The sequence below is a fragment of the Rhodococcus sp. NPDC004095 genome (assembly GCF_053604015.1).
Map to the genome: position 1 here is coordinate 73742 of NZ_JBSGGS010000003.1, position 15990 is coordinate 89731.

The 15990-nt window shown below is 70.3% G+C and carries 15 protein-coding genes; 11 read left to right on the plus strand and 4 right to left on the minus strand.

Going from position 1 to position 15990, the window contains the following annotated elements; genetic code table 11:
- Nucleotides 1-7 precede the first annotated feature (7 nt).
- The 9 genes from ACWEPG_RS06530 to ACWEPG_RS06570 all read left to right on the plus strand — a co-directional run bounded on the left by ACWEPG_RS06530 (nucleotide 8) and on the right by ACWEPG_RS06570 (nucleotide 10655).
- Entirely contained in the window at nucleotides 8-1198 is a 1191-nt protein-coding gene (locus ACWEPG_RS06530; protein WP_450112873.1) for a 4-hydroxybenzoate 3-monooxygenase, read from the plus strand.
- 138 nt (nucleotides 1199-1336) lie between these two features.
- Nucleotides 1337-2164: a 2-amino-3,7-dideoxy-D-threo-hept-6-ulosonate synthase gene (locus ACWEPG_RS06535; RefSeq protein ID WP_450112872.1), complete on the plus strand. Its 828-nt coding sequence runs from the start codon at nucleotides 1337-1339 to the stop codon at nucleotides 2162-2164.
- Between the two features lie 48 nt (nucleotides 2165-2212).
- Nucleotides 2213-3397 carry a 3-dehydroquinate synthase II family protein gene (locus ACWEPG_RS06540; RefSeq protein WP_450112871.1) on the plus strand — a complete coding sequence of 395 codons (1185 nt, stop codon included), beginning with the start codon at nucleotides 2213-2215 and terminating at the stop codon, nucleotides 3395-3397.
- Between the two features lie 6 nt (nucleotides 3398-3403).
- Nucleotides 3404-4531, plus strand: a complete 1128-nt coding sequence (locus ACWEPG_RS06545) for an LLM class flavin-dependent oxidoreductase (protein ID WP_450112870.1) — start codon at nucleotides 3404-3406, stop codon at nucleotides 4529-4531.
- Nucleotides 4524-7034 carry an AMP-binding protein gene (locus ACWEPG_RS06550; protein ID WP_450112869.1) on the plus strand — a complete coding sequence of 837 codons (2511 nt, stop codon included), beginning with the start codon at nucleotides 4524-4526 and terminating at the stop codon, nucleotides 7032-7034. The genes ACWEPG_RS06545 and ACWEPG_RS06550 overlap by 8 nt, the downstream gene beginning before the upstream one ends.
- Complete coding sequence (locus ACWEPG_RS06555) at nucleotides 7031-7921, plus strand: beta-1,6-N-acetylglucosaminyltransferase (protein WP_450112868.1); 891 nt, start codon at nucleotides 7031-7033, stop codon at nucleotides 7919-7921. Before ACWEPG_RS06550 ends, ACWEPG_RS06555 begins: the two co-directional genes overlap by 4 nt.
- Nucleotides 7918-9204: a lipopolysaccharide biosynthesis protein gene (locus tag ACWEPG_RS06560; protein ID WP_450112867.1), complete on the plus strand. Its 1287-nt coding sequence runs from the start codon at nucleotides 7918-7920 to the stop codon at nucleotides 9202-9204. The genes ACWEPG_RS06555 and ACWEPG_RS06560 overlap by 4 nt, the downstream gene beginning before the upstream one ends.
- A 303-nt stretch (nucleotides 9205-9507) precedes the next feature.
- Complete coding sequence (locus ACWEPG_RS06565; protein ID WP_450112866.1) at nucleotides 9508-9996, plus strand: hypothetical protein; 489 nt, start codon at nucleotides 9508-9510, stop codon at nucleotides 9994-9996.
- Between the two features lie 245 nt (nucleotides 9997-10241).
- Nucleotides 10242-10655, plus strand: coding sequence for a Rieske (2Fe-2S) protein (locus tag ACWEPG_RS06570; protein WP_450115858.1), 414 nt, complete (start codon nucleotides 10242-10244; stop codon nucleotides 10653-10655).
- A gap of 57 nt (nucleotides 10656-10712) precedes the next feature.
- Here ACWEPG_RS06570 and ACWEPG_RS06575 read toward each other — a convergent pair whose 3' ends face one another.
- Nucleotides 10713-11633, minus strand: a complete 921-nt coding sequence (locus tag ACWEPG_RS06575) for a TIGR03564 family F420-dependent LLM class oxidoreductase (RefSeq protein WP_450115857.1) — start codon at nucleotides 11631-11633, stop codon at nucleotides 10713-10715.
- An 84-nt stretch (nucleotides 11634-11717) separates the two neighbouring features.
- Between ACWEPG_RS06575 and ACWEPG_RS06580 the strand changes: the two genes are divergently transcribed.
- Both ACWEPG_RS06580 and ACWEPG_RS06585 read left to right on the plus strand, forming a co-directional pair.
- The gene (locus ACWEPG_RS06580; protein WP_450115856.1) at nucleotides 11718-12551 is read left to right on the plus strand and encodes a TauD/TfdA dioxygenase family protein; all 834 of its coding nucleotides are present in this window, start codon (nucleotides 11718-11720) and stop codon (nucleotides 12549-12551) included.
- Complete coding sequence (locus tag ACWEPG_RS06585) at nucleotides 12548-13108, plus strand: nuclear transport factor 2 family protein (RefSeq protein WP_452594104.1); 561 nt, start codon at nucleotides 12548-12550, stop codon at nucleotides 13106-13108. The genes ACWEPG_RS06580 and ACWEPG_RS06585 overlap by 4 nt, the downstream gene beginning before the upstream one ends.
- A gap of 14 nt (nucleotides 13109-13122) precedes the next feature.
- On the opposite strand, the gene ACWEPG_RS06590 is transcribed toward ACWEPG_RS06585, so the two are convergent.
- Genes ACWEPG_RS06590 through ACWEPG_RS06600 form a run of 3 tightly spaced genes read right to left on the minus strand, consistent with a single transcriptional unit; the run spans nucleotide 13123 to nucleotide 15988 of the window.
- Nucleotides 13123-14019, minus strand: a complete 897-nt coding sequence (locus tag ACWEPG_RS06590) for a glycosyltransferase family 2 protein (RefSeq protein ID WP_450115854.1) — start codon at nucleotides 14017-14019, stop codon at nucleotides 13123-13125.
- Nucleotides 14016-14999 carry a glycosyltransferase family 2 protein gene (locus ACWEPG_RS06595; protein ID WP_450115853.1) on the minus strand — a complete coding sequence of 328 codons (984 nt, stop codon included), beginning with the start codon at nucleotides 14997-14999 and terminating at the stop codon, nucleotides 14016-14018. The genes ACWEPG_RS06590 and ACWEPG_RS06595 overlap by 4 nt, the downstream gene beginning before the upstream one ends.
- Nucleotides 14996-15988 (minus strand): endonuclease/exonuclease/phosphatase family protein, encoded by a 993-nt coding sequence (locus ACWEPG_RS06600; protein WP_450115852.1) that lies wholly within the window; start codon nucleotides 15986-15988, stop codon nucleotides 14996-14998. Before ACWEPG_RS06600 ends, ACWEPG_RS06595 begins: the two co-directional genes overlap by 4 nt.
- Between the last annotated feature and the right edge of the window lie 2 nt (nucleotides 15989-15990).

Here is a 15990-nt window from a genome sequence, read left to right on the forward strand (position 1 = left end):
AGGCCCCGTGCACACCCAGGTAGCAATCATCGGCGCAGGACCGGCGGGGTTGACCCTCGCCCGGATGCTCGACATGCAGGGCATCTCGTCAGTGGTCGTCGAACGGTGCAGCCGGGAGTACATCGAGACCCGCACCCGCGCAGGCATCCTCGAGCAGCCGACCGTTGCGCTCCTGCGCGAACTGGGCGTCGCCGACCGGCTGGACCGGGAGGGGATGTCACACAACGGCTTCTACGTGCGCTTCGACCGCGCCACCCATCACCTCGACTTCCATCGGCTCGTGGGCGGTCACGCCACCGTCTATCCGCAGCAGGAACTGGTCAAGGACCTGGTCGCGAACCGGCTCGAGTCCGGCGAGCCACTGCTGTTCGAGGCGACGGTCACCGCGATCGACACCACCCCGGACGGCGCACGCCTGCTGGTCGACCAGGGCGGCGCCGAACTGGAGATCACCGCCGACTTCGTCGCCGGCTGCGACGGCTTCCACGGCGTCAGCCGGACCCACGTTCCCGCGGCACGACTGCGGGAGTTCAGCCGCACCTACCCGGCGGCCTGGCTCGGCATCCTCGCCCGCACCGCGCCGACCACCCCGGAGGGCATGTACTGCGCCCACGAGAACGGCATCTCGGTGCACAGCATGCGCGGGCCCGCGATCACCCGGCAGTACCTACAGGTTCCCGCCGACACGAACCTCGACGACTGGCCCGACGAGCGGATCTGGGACGAACTGGCAACCCGCAGCGCCAGCGACGACTCCCCCGAACTCGAGCGCGGCGAGATCTTCGACCGCTCACTGGCCCCGCTGCGCTCGTACGTGTGCGAGACGATGCAGGACGGCAGGTTGTTCCTGCTCGGCGACGCCGCACACATCGTCCCGCCCACCGGCGCAAAGGGTCTCAACCTCGCGGTCTCGGACGCGTGCACGTTCTCCCACGCACTGGGTGGGTACTACCGGGCCGGCGACCGCACACTGCTCGACGCCTACACCGAGACCTGTCTGCCCCGAATCTGGAAGGCGCAGCACTTCTCCTGGACTCTGACGACCACGCTGCACGCCCTGTCCGACGACCCCATGGACTGGCCGCTACGCCGCGCCCGGCTCCGCCGCTGGGTGGAGTCGGAGGCCGAGCAGGCCGCCCTCGGCGAGGTGTACCTGGGCCTACCCTTCCCCACACCCTGGCGCCATCCGGCTGCGTGACGGCCGGCGAGCTGGGGGTGGCACCAATCCGGGAGGCCCCCTACCCTTACCCCCAGGCGTTTGTGTAGCCTACCCTAATTATGCGTGGCCCCCGGGGTCGATCCACCGCATGCGTGCTGCCCGATTGGAGTTCGGTCGTTGTTGAGCTTTCCCGCCCCCAGCCGCGCTCATTCTCTGAGCGGGAAGGGCATTCGCCTGTCCCGCATCACCGACCACACCACCAGCCGGACCCTGATCGTGCCGATGGACCACTCCGTCACGATCGGCCCGCTCGGTCACGCCGACCACGCCGACACGACGGTCCGCACCCTCGCCAAGGCCGGCGCCAACGCGGTGGTCCTCCACCGCGGCCGAGCCAAGCTGGTCGATCCGTCGTGCTTCGCGCGAATGGGCCTGATCGTGCACCTGTCGGCCGGTACCACCCGAAGCATGGACCTGCACGCGAAGGTGCTGGTCTCCAGCGTCGAGGACGCGCTCCGGGTCGGCGCGGACGCCGTCAGCGTGCACGTGAACATCGGATCCCCCACCGAGCGCGAGCAACTCGCCGACTTCGGCGCCGTCTCACGCGAGTGCGAACTCCTCGGCATTCCACTGCTGGCCATGATGTACGCCCGCGGCCCCCTGCGCGCCGACGTCCCACCGGACGCGCGCGAACTCGCGCACCTCGCCGCGATCGCGACCGACCTGGGTGCCGACCTGGTCAAGCTCGACTACTGCGGCGACCCGGACGCGATGCGCCGCGTCGTCGAGTCCTGCCCGATCCCGATCTGTGTCGCGGGCGGGCCGAGCTCGGGAGGCAGTGACGACCAGGCGATCGCACTCGGTGCCGAGATCCTCGACTCCGGTGTCGCCGGGCTGAGCTTCGGCCGCAACGTGTTCGAGGCCAGGGACCCCTACGCGGTGACCTCCGCACTCGCCCGGCTGATCCATTCGCCCGCCCCTGCCATCGAACTCGAAAGCGCCTGACGGCACCCGATCCACCGCTCCACAACCCGAAGGGAAACCCGTCCGCACATGGACAGCACCATCGTCACCGACCAGATCGTCCCGGCCGCAGGCGCGGGATCGGACGCCCGTCGCACCCCGGTCAGCCGCGAGGGCCACTTCGCGTGGCTCGACGTGCGCGCACTCGACGCGGCACTGCTGCCCGCAGTCGTACAGGCGGCGCTCCACCACCGCATCGACGGCATCCTGTCCGACCGGATCGCGACGTTCGAGGGCCTGCCGCCGACGGTGCGCCGCATCCTCGCCGTCGACGCCCCCGTCGCCGAGGACTTTCCGTACGACAGCGTCGACCTGGTGATCGTCGCCGACCGCGAGGACGCGCGCTCCCCGCACATCGGGCACACCCCGGACGTCGGTGTGCACGTGGTGGTCTCCGACGCCCCGACACTCCAGGTCGCCTGCGAGGTCGTGCGCGAGGTGCCGTGGACACTGCTCACGTTCACCGATCCGACCAAGATCCCGCTCGAGATCGTGATCGCGGCGGCCGAGAACTCCGGTGGCCGCACGATCACCACGGTCTCCGACGTCGAGGACGCCGAGATCGTCAAGCTGGTGCTCGAGCACGGCTCCGACGGACTGCTGCTCGCCCCGCGCAACGCCGACGACGTGGTGAAGCTGGCCCAGATCGTCGATCACAAGCTCGAGGGCATGGAGCTGTCCGAGCTCGTGGTCACCAAGGTCGAGCACATCGGCATGGGCGACCGGGCGTGCATCGACACCTGCTCGCTGCTCGAACTCGACGAGGGCTGCCTCATCGGCTCGTTCTCGACCGGAATGTTCCTGTCCTGCAGCGAGACCCACCCGCTCCCCTACATGCCGACCCGCCCCTTCCGGTGGAACGCCGGCGCCGTCCACTCGTACGTCCTCGGGCCGGACAACCGCACCCGCTACGTCAGCGAGTTGCAGGCCGGCTTCCCGATCCTCGCCGTTCGCACCGACGGCAGCGTCCGTGAGGTGCGCATCGGCCGGGTCAAGATCGAGAAGCGTCCGCTGATCTCCATCACCGCGGTGGCCCCGAACGGCAAGAACGTCAACGTCATCGCCCAGGACGACTGGCACGTGCGGTTGCTCGGCCCCGGCGGCTCGGTCAACAACGTCACCGAACTGAAGCCCGGCGACACGCTGCTCGGCTACGTGCCGACCGAGGCCCGCCACGTCGGACTGCCGATCACCGAGTTCTGCGACGAGCGCTGACCGACCATGCCCAGCACGCCCGACATCCTCTGGTACATCGGGGCGAACGACGGTGAGGTGCCATGGGATCCACGGCACCGCTTCGAGCCGTCGTTCGCCGCGCTGCGCGAACAGGCCCGCACCCTGGACCGGCTCGGCTTCCACGGCGCGCTGACCACGGCACGGGAGGCGATCTCACTGGTCGCCGATACCGAGCGGCTGCGGTTCGTGGTACCGGAGTACCCGGGCGTCAAGCCTCCGGTGCTGCTCGCCGAGGAAGCACAGGTCTTCGACCAGTACTCCGGTGGCCGGTTGATCTACAACCAGGTGAACGGCGCCGACCCGGTGCTCGCCCGGTACGGCCGCTTCCACTCGAAGGCCGAGCGCTACGCGGTGTCCGAGGAGTACTGGACGCTGTTCAAGCGGCTCTACCTCGACGAGACGGACGCGTACTCGGGGAAGTACTTCGAGTACGGTCCGCGCTACAAGCCGGCGATCGCCGGACCACGGCAGCCGGGCGGTGTCCCGATCTGGGGCACGGGCGCCTCTCCGGAGGGCATCGCGCACGCCGCGCAGGTGCTCGACGCGTACCTGATGTTCATGAGCCCGGCCGACGCGATGGACGCGGTGTTCACGAAGGTGCGCAAGGCCGCGGCCGACGCCGGACGGGAGATGCGGTTCGGTGTGCTGGCGAGTGTGGTCGTACGCGAGACCGAGGACGAGGCGTGGGAACGCTTCGAGTGGCAACTCGCGCAGACGTCACCGGAGTCGGTGCTCGCCACCGCGGACCGCAACCTCACCAGCTTCGGGTTCCCCCCGCTGGCCCAGCTGACCTCCGACGACCAGCAGGTGCGGGCCCGGATCGCCGCACTGCGCGCCGGTCAGCTGCCCACCCGGGCCGAACTGGAGTACGCACCGAACCTGGCCGCCGGCCTGACCACGTGGACCGGCGCCGAGCCTCCGTTCGACGTGGCGGGCAAGGGCACGGGCAACTACCTGGTCGGCAGCGCCGACAACGTGGCCGCCCGCATCCTCGAGATGTCCTCCTCGCTCGGCATCGACATCTGGATCCTGTCCGGGTGGCCGTTGATCGACGAGGCGAAGATCGTCGCGGACCTGCTGTTCCCCCGGCTCGGGATCACCACCGGTGTCTGAGCTCTCGACCGCCCCCTCCGTCACGGGTCCGCGCGGCTATCCGCCCTTCGACGTGCCGTGGATGTCGATCCGGGAACGGTTCGAGGTGGTGGCCGCGGCACTGTCCGGCGAGACGGCGGTGGTGTGCCGCGGCGAGCAGATCACGTACGGCCGGCTGCGTGAGCGTGGCCTCGCCGGGGCCCGCGCACTCGTCTCCACCCTCAAGGGGGTCCGGCGACCGATCGCACTCGACACCGAGTGCAGCCTCGACTGCGTGGTCGCGATCGTGACGGTGCTACTGTCGGGAAATCCGTTGGTACTGCTCGACTCCCAGCTTCCCGAAGAACGTCGCGCCGACATCCTCGCGCGCAGTGGGGCCGTGCGGTACCGGCACGCCGACCTCGCCGCCGTGGCCACCGCACCCGACACACCGTTGCCCTTCGGCGCCCCCACCGACACCGCCGTGCTCCTGTTCACCTCCGGGTCGACCGGCCGGCCGAAGGCGGTGCGCCAGGGTCAGCGGCAGTGGCTGAACCAGGCGGCCGACTTCCACGCCACCCTCGGCATCGGCGCCGGGGACCGCGTGGGCATGGCGCTGCCGATCAGCTTCGGCGGCGGACTCGACGTGGTGATGAGCGCACTCCTCAACGGCGCCGCACTGCACGTCCTCGACCCCCGCGAGGCCGGGATCGACACCGTCCCGCAATGGATCTCGGGCGAGGCGCTGACCACGCTGCACGCCACCCCCTCGCTGCTGCGCGCGGTGACGAAGGTCTGCCACGGAACCACCGCCCTGACCCGTCTTCGGCTGGTCACCACGTGCGGTGAGGCCGTGCACGGCAGCGATGTGACCTCGCTGCGCGCCCTGCTCGGGCCACACGCGACCTACTGCAACCTGTCCGGATCCTCGGAGACCGGAAACCTGGCCTTCAACGAATTCCCCGCCGGGCGGGTCGTTCCCGATCGGATCCTGCCCGTCGGCGTCGTGGCCGCCAACAAGCGGGTCCTCCTGCTCGGTCCCGACGGCAGGCCGGTACCTGCCGGGGAGGTCGGTGAGATCGTCGTCGAATCCGACTACCTCGCCGAGGGCTATCACGTCGATCGCGACGGCGGAGCCGGTGCGGTCGTCGACAAGTTCGGTGTCACCGCCACCGGCGCCCGCTACTTCCGGCTGGGCGACCTCGGACGGTTCGACGAGGACGGGTTGCTGCACCTCGTCGGCCGCGGCGACGATGCGGTGAAGGTCCGCGGCTACCTGGTCGAACCCGCGGACGTCGAGTCCGCGCTGCGCCGCCTGCCCACGGTGGACGATGCCGTGGTGCTCGCCCGGCGCACGGACACCGGCACCGTCCTGGTCGGGTACGTCGCCGTCAGCCCGGACGGCCGCGCCCCGTCCGCCGCCGACCTGCGCCGCGACCTGCGGAACAGTCTGCCGGACTGGATGATTCCGGCCCACCTGGTACTGCTCCCGGTGCTGCCGCGCAACGAGAGGGGCAAGGTGGACCGGGCCGCGCTGCCCGCGCCGGCGTCCCGTCCGCCGCTGGTGCCGCCGGCGGAAGGCACCGAAACCGAGCTGGCCGCATTGTGGGGGCAGATCCTCGGTATCGAACAGGTCGGCCGCGACGACGACTTCACCGCGCTCGGCGGCGACTCACTGCAGACCCAGCAGATGCTCACCCGGGTCGGCGAACGGTTCGACGTGGCGCTCTCGTCCGCGACGCTGGCGAACTTCCCGACGCTGCGCGGGTTCGCCGCCAATCTCGACGACCATGCCACCGGAACCGGAGGCTCCGTGCTGGTGCCATTGCGCCCCGACGGCACCGGGTACCCGGTGTTCGCCCTCGCCGGGGCCGGCTCCACCGCGCTCGCACTGCTGCCGCTGGCGCGGGAACTCGACCGGCCCGTGTACGGGTTGCAGGCACACGGGCTCGAACGCCGCGGTCTCCCCGACTGGACGGTGGCCGCGGCAGCCCGCCGGTATCTCAAGGAGATTCGCCGGGTGCAACCACACGGCCCGTACACGTTCGTGGGGCACTCGCTCGGCGGCGTCATCGCCGTGGAGATCGCGCGCCTGCTCGAGGCGGACGGCGAGTCCGTCCGCGCGGTGGTCTGCCTGGACACCCTCCTCGGCGGCCCGCTGTCGGTCGGCGGACCCGAGCTGCCCCGCACCGCGGACGCTCCGCCCGCCGTCGCGGCCGCACCACCGTCCCGAACCGACCTGTGGCGCACCCGCTTCCAACTGCTGACCGCAGGCATCGTGCCGCGTCCCGCGCAAGAGCAGTGGGACCTGTTCCACGAGGTGGGCCGGCGGGTGGCACTGCTGCACAGGCTGCGGCCGTGGCACGGCCGCGTCGCGGTGGTGATGGCCGAGGACAATCCCGACGACCCGGCGTGGTGGCCGATCATCGCCCCGAACGTGGTGGCGGTGGACCGGGTGCCGGGCGACCACGTCGGGATGCTGCGCGCCCCGCACGTCGCCCGGACCGCAGCCCTGGTGCGGGCCGTGCTGGGGCACGAGGGATGACGGACCGGTTCGCGGTGCTGGTGCTCGCCCACCGGCAACCGCGGGTGCTCGCCGCCCTGCTCGAATCGCTGCGACATCCGGCCGTTGACGTCTACGTGCACGTCGACGCCAAGAGCGATCTCGCACCCTTCCTCGCCGCGGCACCCGAACGGGACGGGTTGACCTATCTTCGGGACCGACGTGAGGTCCGCTGGGGCGGGCTGCGCGTGGTCGACGCGACCCTGGATCTGGTTGCCGCGGCCCGTGATTCCCGACGCGGGTACACCCGCTTCACCCTGCTGTCCGGATCGGACCTGCTGATCGCCCCGCTCGAGGAGGTGCTGCGTGTGTGGTCCGGCCGCACCGAGTACCTGCGCATCGACCGTCGGGTGCGCGAACCCGGGACTCCCCGGGCCCGGCAGATCGCCCGCAGGCACTTCCCCGACGACCGTGTCCCGTGGCGGCGCCGTCTCGACGGCCGCATCCCGCGCCGTGTGGACGGCACCGTCGACCTGGTCCAGGGGTCGCAGTGGTGGTCGCTGACAGACGAGGCCGTCGAGCACGTGCTCGACTTCCTCACCGCGCACCCGCGGTGGTTGCGGTTCCACCGAAACACCCTGTGCCCCGACGAGATCGTCGTCCACTCGATCCTGGCGGCCTCACCGGTGGCCCACCGGATCGCCCAGCACGTCGACGGCACCGCCGACGTCGCGGCGTTCCGCGCCGATCCGGTGCACGGTCTGCACCACATCGACTGGTCCGACCCGACCGCGATCAGCCCCCGGGTCCTCGGCCCCACCGACGAGACGCTGCTGCGGACCTCGCGGGCGCTGTTCGCGCGGAAGGTCGACGAGTCGTCGTGGGCGCTGATCGAGGCGTTCGCGGCCGACCGGTCGGTGACCCGATGAGCCGGCGGCTCGGCGGGCCGGGCCTCGAGTCCAACGCCGCGGCACTGATGCTCTCGTCGGTGGCGACGGGGGCTCTCGGGTTGGTGTACTGGGCGGTCGCGGAGCGGTTCTTCGACACGTCGGAGGTGGGACGGGCCTCGGCGGTGATCAGCACCGCGACCATGCTCGCGTCGGTGTCCTGCCTGTCCCTCGGCGGTGCGTACCAACGGTTCCTGCCGGTCGCGGGCCGCGCGTCGCACCGGCTGATCCTCGGCGGCCTGGCACTGACCGCGACGGTGGCCCTGGCACTCGGTGGCCTGTTCCTGGTGGTGAACCCGTCCAACGACCGACTGTTCTCCTCCCCGGCCGAGTACGCCCTGTTCCCGCTGATCGTGCTCGCCTTCGCCGTATACGCATTGGCCGACCCGATCCTGACCGGGCTGCGGCTCGCGAAAGCCGTTGCGGTCAAGAACATCGCGCTGTCCGTCCTGAAGGTCGTCCCGATCGTGGCGCTCGCCGGGACCGGGTCCGCACTGGCACTGAGCGGGTCGTGGGCGGTACTCGCACTGGGGGTGACCGCCTTCTCGGTGAGCTACCTGCTGCGCGCGATCCGCGACCGCCGCGAGGTGCCCGCGCAGCTTCCGCCGGTGCGGGAGCTGTGGGCGTTCCAGGGCGTGTTCTTCACGATGACGCTGGTGCTGACGGTGACGCCGCTGGCGCTGCCGCTGATCGTGGTGTCCCAGTTGGGTACCGAGCAGAACGCCTACTTCAATCTGGCGTGGACGATGTGCTCGGCGGTCGGGCTGTTGAGATCCGGGGTGGGGTCCTCGTTCATCGTCGAGGCATCCGCGCCGGACGCGGACCGAGCCGCGCTGTTCCAACGCCTGATCCGCATGCTCGCGGCCGTCGCCCTCGTGTCCGCGGCAGGCCTCGCAGTCGGTGGACCGCTGGTGCTGTACGTCGTGAGCCCCGACTACTTCCACGCAGCGGCCGGACTGGTGCTGGTGATGGCGGTGGAGTCTCTCGTCGGGACCGTCGTCATCGTGTACTTCCTGGTCGCCCAGGTCCTTCGCCGCCTACGCCTGATGCTCGCGGTCCAGATCGTCATCGTCGCGACCACCCTCGGCGTGACGGCGACCCTGGTGCCGGAGGTCGGTCTGATCGGTGTCGCGTGGGGTTCCCTCACCGCACAGGTCAGCGCGCTGCTCATCGTCGCTCTGCCTCTACGCCGAGCGGTCTCCGAGATGGCGCGCCCTTCCGCCACGACCCCCGACGCCACCCCGGAATCCATCCCCGCCCGGTAGTCCAGGGATCCGGACAGGACCCGACGACGTTCCACGTCACCACGCCACAGCGTATCGAGATCGACACCCTGAAACCCGCCGGCCCTCGCGCCCTTCCGTGTCGGCTGAGGCGTCGATTCCCAGATCGGTTCACCAGCGCACTCAGCGTCCCTTAAGCATTCCCTCAGTAAGGTTTACCTCAGTCAACAAGCTTGGCTCACCAATTGCGCAGGGCGCGAGGGGACAACCCGGCGCCGCGCACGATGTCGATCACACGCCACGCCGCACGAGGCAGCGCGGTGTCCAAATCCGAAGGGACCCAACATGGGTGTTTCACGTAAGCTGGCCGGCGCCGGTGTCGTTGCCGGACTCTCCGCTCTCGCTCTCGTTTCCAGCCCCGCGCTGTCGTCGGCTCAGGTCACCGGCACCTGGACCGCGACCGTGTCCGGCTCGCAGATCACCACCACGGTCACGGGCCTGAAGACCACCCTGCCGTTCAACTACTGCGAGGGCTACGTGTACCGCGGCGACGCCACCGCCTTCGACCGGGCCAACATGGTCCAGGAGTACCTCATCACGGGCACGGACCTGGTGAAGAACCAGGTTCTCGCCGGCGTCGCCGGTTCGGGTACCTCGACGGACCTGGCCACCGGCGAGTACTGGGTGGTCACCAAGTGCAAGGAGATCGGCGACACCTCTTACCAGTCCGTCGGCACGCCCGTGAAGGTGGCGGTCACCGAGGGTTCGGCCGTTGATCCCGGAACCGGTAGCGCCGAGGGCCTCAACGGCATCCTCAGCCAGTTCGGCAGCTAGCCTGCAGGTTTCGTGATCCGGGTGCGGTCGGCGGGCTTCGGCCCGCCGACCGCACCCGGCATCGTTACCGGTGCTCTGCGCACGCCCCCGGGCACCGACGTCTGTCCTCGATCGACACTCCGGCACCTCCCCCGGCTCGTACGACCGGCCGATTGCCACACGGTCCGCTCGACACCACATCGGGGCCGGCCACCGACGTCGATAGACTGGCGAACCATGACCACCACCTGCACCAGGGCAAGCGAATGAGCACGACGGGCCGACCAGTGTCCCGCCGCGCGTTCGTCACGGGGGCGTGCGCGGCCGGGTGCCTCGCCATCACCGGTTGCGGGAGCGGCGGTGCATCCGAGTCGGCTCCTGAAGCATCCGGGCCGGTCCAGGTACCGGTCGGCGACGTCCCCGTCGGCGGCGGTGTCATCCTCGCGTCGAATCGGGTCGTGGTGACGCAACCGGAATCCGGGGTCTTCCGGGCATTCTCGGCTGTGTGCACCCACGACCGATGCCTGGTGTCGAGAATCTCCAACGGCCTGATCGTCTGCGGATGCCACGGGAGCGCGTTCTCGGTGACCGACGGCTCCGTGGTGCGCAGTCCCGCACAGAAGGCACTACCGCAACGAAGCGTCGAGCTGGTTGGAGACACCCTGACGATCGGTGCGTGACGCGAACCCCACGTTCGAAGGGGAGGGCGGTCGGCGCACCCGACCGGGGCATGCGTGCTATCCCTCGGCGACCAGGTCCTTGAGCAGGTCGGTGGTGCGCCGCACGGACGCCCGCGGGTCGGCACCGACGGGGAAGATCGCCGCCCAGATGTCGGTGGCCCCGGCGTCGAGGAGGCCCTGCAGTTGGGTCCGCACGGAATCCTCGCTGCCGAAGATCGCGACGTCCGCCGGGTTCGATGCGCCGCCGACGTCCAGGATGCGTTGGTAGTTGGGCATTCCCGCGTACATCGTTGCGGTGGCAGCGACCGCGTCGCGGGCCTCGTCCAGGTCGTCGTGGACGGCGACCGGCAACCCGGCGACGATGCGCGGGGCGGGGCGTCCCGCGTCGGTGGCCGCCGCCCGGATCGCGGGCGAGATGCGGGATTCGATCACCTTCGCGGACGCCATCCACAGGACGGTGCCGTCCGCGTACTGTCCGGCCACCCGCAACAGTCGGGGCGACATCGCCGAAAGCAGCACCGGGACCGGATCGGCGATCGCCGTCATCCGTCCGGCACTGCGCGTGGACCAGTCGTGCCCCCGGAAGTCCACCTCCTCACCACGCAGCAGTGCGGTGACGATCCGCAGATACTCCTCGGTGTTGCGTCCGGGTCGGTCGTAGGAGAGTCCGTACACGTCCCGGACGAGGGATTCGTGAGACGGTCCGAGGCCGAGGGTGAAGCCCGGTCTGCCCATCGCCTCGGCCACGGCCGCAACACGATTCGCCTGAAGCAGCGGGTGACACGGATAGGTCTGCAGGACCGCGGTTCCGAGTTCGATCGACGAGGTTTCGCGGCCCGCCACCGCCAGGGCGGCGAGGGGGTCACCGGCGACGGTGCTCGCGTACCAGAGCGAGGTGAAGCCGTCCGCCTCCGCGCGCTGGGCCTGTCGCACGATCTTCTCGGTCGACGAAGCGCCACCGGTCAGCCCGATCCTCATGAGAGATTCCCTTTCGTGATTGAGAACGCTATTCTCTGTTTGCGAGATTAACGATCTGCACACGGCTTGTCCAAGGAGGCACCCTTGTTCCCCACCGCCACGCCCATCAGCCCGGCCATCGGCGTCGAGATCACCGGAGTACCCGGTAACGAACTGGCCGGCGCCGAGTCGGCCGCCCGGTGCCGCGCGCTCCTGGACGAGCACGGCGTGGTCCTCTTCCGACAGGCCCACATCGGTGACGACGACCTGGTCACGCTGAGCCGACTGCTCGGGGACGTCGTGGTGGCACCGATGGGCGGCCAGGACGAGCACCCGGAGATCTCCGCAATCAGCCTGGACCCGGCGAAGACCGTACTGGCGTCCTACAACACGGGCACATTCCACTGGCACATCGACGGCGCTACCGACGAGATTCCCCAGAAGGGCACACTGCTCACCGCGCTCGAGGTGTCCGACGAGGGTGGCGACACCGAATTCGCCAACACCTACGCCGCGTACGAGGCGCTGCCCGACGAGGAGAAGGCCGAGCTCGCCGATCTGCGGGTCGTCCACAGCTTCGCGACGGCGCAGCTGCTCGGGAATCCCGACCCCACCGACAAGCAGCGGGCGGCGTGGGACCGGGTCCCGACCCGGGAACACCCCCTGGTGTGGACTCGCGCCAACGGACGCAAGTCACTGCTCCTCGGCGCGACGGCCGGCCACATCGTGGGCAGGCCGGAGGAAGAGGGCCGGGCGCTCCTGGACCGCCTGCTCGACTGGTCGACGCAACCGCGGTTCGCGCTGCGCCACCACTGGCAGCGCGGCGACCTCGTCCTGTGGGACAACACCGGGATGCTGCACCGCGCCGTGCCGTACGCCCCGACCTCCCCGCGCCTGCTGCACCGGACCACCCTCATCGGTGAGGAAGCCGTGGCGTGAACGACGACGAGGCCGTCCGGCTGAGCCGGGACGTGCGATACCTGCTGGACCGCACCGAGATCCTGGACTGCATCTCTCGGCACGCGCGTGGCTGCGATCGCCACGACAACGACCTGCTCGGCAGTTGCTACCACGACGACGGCGTCGACGAGCACGGTGCCGCCGTCAACGCCGGCCCCGACTATGCCGCCTGGGCGAACGGGGTCCACGCGGCCACGTCGACCTCCCACACCCACAACGTCACCACCCATACCTGCGAGATCGACGGCGACGTCGCGCATTGCGAAAGCTACGTCCTGGTGGGGCTGCTGCTCGGTGACGGTGCCACCGTCCAACTGATGAGCGGCAGATACCTCGACCGCCTCGAACGTCGCGGCGGGACGTGGCGGATCGCGGTGCGACGCTCGACCGTGGAGTGGTCCGCGACGGCCGACGGCTCCCTGCTGCAGTCACCGTTCTTCACGAAGCAGGCGTTTCCGAGGGGCACCCGAGACGCGAACGACCTGTCCTACCGGCGTCCGCTCCTGATGGACACCCCCGCACCCGAACGCTGGTGACTTCCCGGTCCCGGCTACCTCGCGGACCGCGCCCGGGCCAGCGCCTCGACGGCCTTGCGGCCGGTGAACCGGACCGTTTCCACGCCGGGTCGCCGGGTGACGGCCGCGACGGCGGGCCCGGCCATCGCGGCGACGGTGCGAGCAGCGGCCAGGGGCAGCGGGCCGGCCGGAACCCGCGGCCAGAGAAGGGTTTCCAGTGCCTCGTCCGGCAGCGGCCGGCGCCCGGCGGCGAGCGCGTGCTCCCGGGCGATCCGCAGGTGCGCCTGCCGCTGCGCGTCCGAATGCAGGGCGCTGACCTGTTCGGGATAGATCCGGTACCGGTACCCGACCATCGGCAGATTGCCGAGGCGGCCGAACTCGGACAGTTCCGAGAACATCCGGTAGTCCTCCGCATGCGCGAACTCGGGCCGGAACCGCAGCCCGCTGCGGGCGAGGACGGGTCTGCGGATCATCACCGACGCCCCGCAGTGGCAACTCGACAGGAGCAACCGCTGCCGGCACGCACTGTCGGTGCGTGGCATGCGGACCCGGCCGGTGAGCGCGCCGAACAGTTCGTAGTCGGTGCCGCACACGATCAGTCGCGGATCGTCGTGCATCGCCCGCATCTGCGCCGTCAGCCGGCCCGCCGGCATCAGGTCGTCGGCGTCCATCCGTGCGATGAAGTCGCCCCGGGCCTCGTCGAGGCCGCGGTTGAGCGCGCCGACCAGGCCGGTGTTCTCCTGCCGAACCACCCGCAACCGCGGATCCTCCACCGATGCCAGCACCTCGGCGGTGTCGTCGGTGGACCCGTCGTCGATCACGAGCAGTTCGAAGTCCCGAAAGTCCTGATTCAGCACCGAATCCAGCATCGGGCGCAGGTAACGCCCCGCGTTGTAGGCGGGGACGAGGACCGTCACCGGGGGCGTGCTCATCGGTACCTCAGAATCGTCGAGTAGAGCCCGGGCACCGTCCCGAGCATGGCCGCGAACACCGCCTCCCGCGGGTGCCCGGTGCGCAGCAGCGGGAGCACGTCGCGCGGTGACACCGCCGCCCGGACCCGATCGATCGCCTCGTCGTACAGCGGCGGGCGGGTCACGGACGCGTGGTCGGCCCGCATCGCGACGTGCGCGACGGACCGCAGGATCTCCCGGTACCGGAAGCCACGGACCTCGTCGCGCCACCGCTCGCCCAGGCCGGCCTGCGCGACCGCTGCACTCACGTCCACGTCCACCTTGAACAGGTCCAGGGTCCGCGGACTCAGCGACGTGCTGATCGACCCTTCCCGGTACAGGTACCGGTACAGAGGTTCGTCGACGAGCGCGACCCGCGCGGCGGCCAGCGACATCCGCACCAGCGGCGCCATGTCCTCGTAGCCCTGGTCCTCGTCCCACGGCCGGTCCCCGAGCAACTCCCGGCGGAACAGCTTGGTGCACGCGTACGCCTTCGCCCGCCCGGTGACGAGGCGATGGGCGAAGTCCGTGCCGGACACCACGATCGCCTCGAACGGCGGTTCGTCGATCTGCAGCACCAGTCCGGTGTCGTCGACGCGTTGCGTGCGGGTGCACGCGAAGTCCGCCGCGCCGTCCTCGAGCGCCCCCGCCAGCAACTCGACGAACCGCGGGTCGGCCTCGTCGTCGCTGTCGAGGAACCAGACGAGATCCCCGGTGGACGCCCCGAGCCCCGAGTTGCGGGCCCGGCCGAGGCCGAGGTTCCGGTCGTGCACGACGCGGTGGAACCGCGCGCCGCGCTCGGCGAGGTAGCGCTCGGCCACCGCCATCGACTCGTCGCCGCCGCGGTCGTCGACGAGCACGATCTCGTCGACCGGACGGGTCTGGGCGAGCACCGACCGCAGGCAGCCCTCGACGTACGGCAGGCAGCGGTACACCGGGACCACGACGCTGACCCGGCTCACTGAACCTCCTCCGGCGATGCGAATTGCGGTGTCACGGTGGCGAAGAGCCCGTGGTGGTCCGATCCGGGGAGGTCCACCCGCTCGTACTCCCCCACCACCGCGTTCTTCAGGGCGATCCGGTCGATCGCGATCACCGCCGGGTACCACCGGTCCGCCGGATACGTCGGCACCAGCCCGGCGCCGGCCTGTTCCCCGGCATCGGCGAACCCGTCGGACAGGATCGCCCGGTACCGGCTGTGCGAGTACGTCGAGTTGAAGTCGCCGCTGACGACCATCGGATCGCCGTCCGCGGCCCGCTCGTGCAGCAGCACCGCGAGCTTCTCCATCTCGGCGGCCCACATCCACGACGGCGACGGGTACGGCGGCATCGGGTGCACGGCGGCGACCGTCACGGTGCGCCCCTCCCCGAGGTCGACCTTGGTGACCAGATTCGCCATCGAGAACCGGCCGAGCTCCTCGGGATCGCGCATCGCGAACCGGCTGTAGATCCCGGTGCCGCCGCCCCCGGACTCCTTCGGCTTCAGGAAGGTGACCGGCAGCAGTTCCTCGAGGCCCGCCTCTCGCAGCCGGGCAACGGCCGAGTCGGTGAGCTCCTCGACGGTGAGCACGTTCACCGATCGCGATCGGACCAGGTCCACCAGTGCGTCGGCGTCGGCCTCACCGAGTCGAATATTGGCCTGCAACAACCGGATCTGGCCGTCTGCGGCGGTCGCGTCGGGGGCGTTCCGCAGGTACAGCGGGAGCTGGGTGGAGAGGCCGGCGAATACGATCACCGCGCCGACCACCAGCGTCCGCCAGGCACGCAGCGCCGCCAGCACCACCAGACCCGCCACCCCGACGGCCACCAGGACCGGCACGAACGAGGACGCGATGATCAGCTTGTTGCTCTCGGGTCCGACGTAGTGGACGAGCACACCGAGCGCTGCCGCCGCGACGGCGGCGATTCCGGACGCGTAGCCGACCCGGCGCACCGCCTCCCGCGGTGTCATCG